The 3764-nt window shown below is 38.3% G+C and carries 4 protein-coding genes; all 4 read right to left on the bottom strand.

All coding sequences use genetic code 11. The annotated features are described in order from the left end of the window. Positions 1-1276 (bottom strand): restriction endonuclease (locus ABD909_RS05585; RefSeq protein ID WP_345096981.1); only part of this gene is annotated, 1276 nt, incomplete at its 3' end. Between the two features lie 600 nt (positions 1277-1876). Next, entirely contained in the window at positions 1877-3259 is a 1383-nt protein-coding gene (locus tag ABD909_RS05580) for a YfjI family protein (RefSeq protein ID WP_425547947.1), read from the bottom strand. Between the two features lie 55 nt (positions 3260-3314). Then, complete coding sequence (locus ABD909_RS05575; RefSeq protein ID WP_345096979.1) at positions 3315-3458, bottom strand: hypothetical protein; 144 nt, start codon at positions 3456-3458, stop codon at positions 3315-3317. Continuing rightward, on the bottom strand, positions 3455-3764 hold a 310-nt coding region (locus ABD909_RS05570), incomplete at its 5' end, for a toprim domain-containing protein (protein ID WP_345096978.1). The genes ABD909_RS05575 and ABD909_RS05570, both read right to left, overlap by 4 nt.

Here is a 3764-nt window from a genome sequence, read left to right as displayed (position 1 = left end):
TCTTGTAAGGGGTTAAAAGTTCATTCTCGACAGCTTCAGCGAAGCTATAATGATGGAGTTGTTTTCCAAAAAGCGCTTCATCATCCATGGACGCCAGAACGGCATTAATCTCATCAGCCCGTCTTTTAGCAGTCTCACTAAAGATACGAGGTGTTGCTGTCATATACAGACGTTTTTTGCCTCGAATAATGCTGTTATCATGAACTTTGACAAACTCAGATTCATTGTCATCAGATCCTAATGAATTTCCAGTGGTTCTATGAGCTTCATCACAAATGATCAGATCAAATTCGGATAAACCATATTCCTTTTGAGCATCGGAAATCACTTGAATGGAATGATAGGTGGAAAAGATAACCGTCATTGCCTCTGCGAAGCTTTCACAAGCTTCTTTGGCAAGGGTTTTTGCATCTGTTGTAGCAGGCAGCACAAGATCTGATGTTTCCATGCCAACAATGTCATCTTGGTTTTTACGACGCTTGCCTACTTTTGTATCTGAACATACCGCAAAGGAACGCAAGGGAATTTGTGTGTCCAGTGTCCATTCACGGATTGTTTGTGAGACTAAAGCAAGAGAAGGGACCAAAAACAACACACGCTTGCCTTTTCCAGCGAGAGTTTCTGCTATTTTCTGGCTTGTAAAAGTCTTGCCTGTACCACATGCCATAATCAGCTTGCCACGGTCTGCTTCTTTTAAACCTTCACAGACTTTCTCAAGAGCTTCTTTCTGATGGGGACGAGGTTCTTTTGTAACTTTCAGAACAACTTCTTGTTTTGTTGCAAATATTTGCCAATCTATACGACTGTTTTCCATATGACGAAGGTCAATACGATAAACGGGTATCGCTTGCCCTTTAATCATGGCATTCACATTGTCACTTAATTCACTTTCAGTGCTATCAACAAGAAGACGATATTTAAAGATCTCTTTCCCAGAGGCAGCGATAAAGCTATCAATATCCTTTTTACTGATCTGATGATCTGCTTTATAAAACTTACATTGAATAGCCACATAGCCCTCTTGATTGCGAAGCTTGGCAACCAGATCAATACCGATATCATTTTTATTCCAATCGTCACGCTCTTTAGCCCATTTATAATAGCTTTCAACCGTTTCATAGCGTCCATAATGGAGAGGGTCATGCATAAGATATTTGCTAACAAAATCTTCGAAAATTTTCCCCTGTTGAGCTTTTGAAGTTGCTTGATCGCGATAATCTTCCAACAGAGAGCGTAGCGTGATTTGTTCATTATCAGACTTAACAGATTGCAGCATATTACAACAGAACTCCATTTTGGAATGAGAGGATTAATTCTCTTCAAAAGAATCGAAATGAAGCTTATTAAATCTATTTTGAACGAATTGAGAAAAAAATGCAGAAAAATGCTAAAAAGCCGATAAATTTTTTCAAAAGGGGTTTTAAAAGGCACTTTATCCACAGCCTATGACCCCATGGTTAGATCAGTAAAATAGTGAAATCTGCTATTTATTTCACATATCATTCAAGACAAGTGCAATGGGTTCTTTTAAAATATCATAATGATTATTTTGAAGCGTTTTATGAATCATTGAAAAGGGCATTTGTGTCAGTTCAATTTACTGACAGATAACTGACAAATATATATTATGAGTTGAATTTATGGTTGTATTGTCGATATAGGTTGTATCATTAAAATACTAACATATTGAAATATATTGATTTTATTTTTTTACCATTTAAAAAAAATGCTATAGGGGCTAGAGTTAACTGACAAAACTGACAAAACTCCTTTTACAAAGCCATTCAGATCATTTGCTTTTGGAGAAAAGCGACTTGATGAGAATGTTATAAAAAGAATTTTGCGTGATTTTTTTAAGACTTCAAAAGAGGTTTCTTTATTGTTTTATGCTGTTGCTTTTGACCAAAGGATTCCATTCATAACGTCTATCCGGACGCCTACCTAATTCATTCCCCTCTGTAGGAAATTCACGAATATAGTTACAACGGCATAAAAGCTCTAAAGCTTGCTTCACAGCTTCTTTATCTTTTAAAGAACTCCAACATCGTCTATAGATATCCCTTGCCGTAAAAACATCGGGTAAACAATCACAGCGTTCGACAATCAATTTTGCACGCTCTGCTGTTAATCTATCCCCCGCCGCATAAAGACGTTTTGCGTGACTTATCAGGTATTTTTCCCAACGCAATGCTGTTGTGATGGCATAGAGTCCAATTTCAAAACGCCCACTATCAAGAAGTTCAAAAATCAACGCAAGACTTGCTATGGTCTTTGGCATTTTTAAAACATGCGATTGTAAGCTTTCGAAGAAATGACCACTTTTTGCCTCTCTATGAAAATTTTCTAGCCATTCATAAAATTTCTCTTGTGCTTTTGGTATAAAACGCATGATCAGCGGCTGTTCCGGAGAACCTAATCGTTTATCACGAAAAGAGCGAAAAACGCTTTCATACTTTTGCCAACCCTCTTGATTGGGTGGTCTATCAACCAATTTCCACTCTTGATTTTCATCGGGCCACACCAGCATTTGAAACCGTTGTAATAAACCGTCATCGTTTATTCCACGGNTAATTCGTGAAGGTTGAATGCCTCCAATCATTGATAAAGTTACATGGGGAATAAAAATGGTTCCACGCTCTATACGGTCATAGGTAAATTGATCATCTCCATTGAAAGCTGTTAAATAGAAAGAACGGTCTATTTGATATTCCTTTCTCTCTAAATTGGTTAAAAAACCAGACAATTCATCACGAACCAACAACAGACCACGGGGGTTTTCTTTTAACAATTCCCCAAGCTTTTCGACCGTGACATCATTGACAATAAGACGTCGTTTGACAAAAGTTTCATCATCATCAGTTTCTTTGTGTTTAAGAGCTTGAGAAAGAAGAGCAAAGGCTTGTTCCTCGTCTTGATCTTTGAGTGCTTTATAGGCTTGTTTTTTCTTTTCTCTTTTGTCTAATTCAATCAGAATATCTTTTGTTTCTTGGTTTTTTTTCTGCTTTACCCATTCTTGATACCATTCCTCTTGAAAGGCATAGAGAGGAGCTAAAGCGGCTTTCATTGCTGGTGTTTTATATGTTGACGATTGTCCAATAAGAGCTCTCCAAAGATTAGGAACAATTGTCCAATCATCATGTTGTTTTGGAGCAACCCGCACGCCATTTCCAATGACAGCCGCCAAACCACACAGAGCAGAAACAGCAATAAAATCGAGAGGGGCTTGTTGACGCTCTGAAACGTCATAAATATAGTCCATGAATGGGATTGGGAGCTGTAATGGATTAAAAGGTTCGACGGGTAAAAGAGCCGTATCAATCGGTTTTAATTCCCCCCCAGCCATTTTGTTGCAAGGCGACTTCATAAGGAATGGCTTTTAAACAAGCATTATCATTTAAAGAGGCATTATCATTGACGGGGGTATTTTCATTGTTGTTTTGTAAATTACACTCTTTCATAGTTCCCTCTTTTGAGAAAGTAATACGTTATTAAAGTCCATTCCTTTTGGAGCTTGCATGATAAAGACCTCAAAGTCTTGGCTATAAGCACGCGCAGCTAAGGTAAAACCTGCTTTACGACCCGCATCATCCCCATCCATAGCGATTGTCAAACGTCCTTTTGTATGGGGTAAATTCACACGCATCATGCCACTGGTGGAAAGAGACGCCCATACATTCACGGGCTCTGATAACAACCCAGACAGCAGAGACAGACCGGTTTCTATCCTCACACAAATAACCAGATGTTTTGGATTATCTTCGCTT

This window comes from Bartonella acomydis (genome assembly GCF_039543025.1).
GTDB lineage: Bacteria > Pseudomonadota > Alphaproteobacteria > Rhizobiales > Rhizobiaceae > Bartonella > Bartonella acomydis.
This window is presented reverse-complemented; position numbering and strand designations above follow the sequence as displayed.

Bases quoted from the DNA above. Each gene is read 5' to 3' on its own strand.
- ABD909_RS05575 (WP_345096979.1), bottom strand. From the start codon at position 3,458: ATGAAAGAGTGTAATTTACAAAACAACAATGAAAATACCCCCGTCAAT.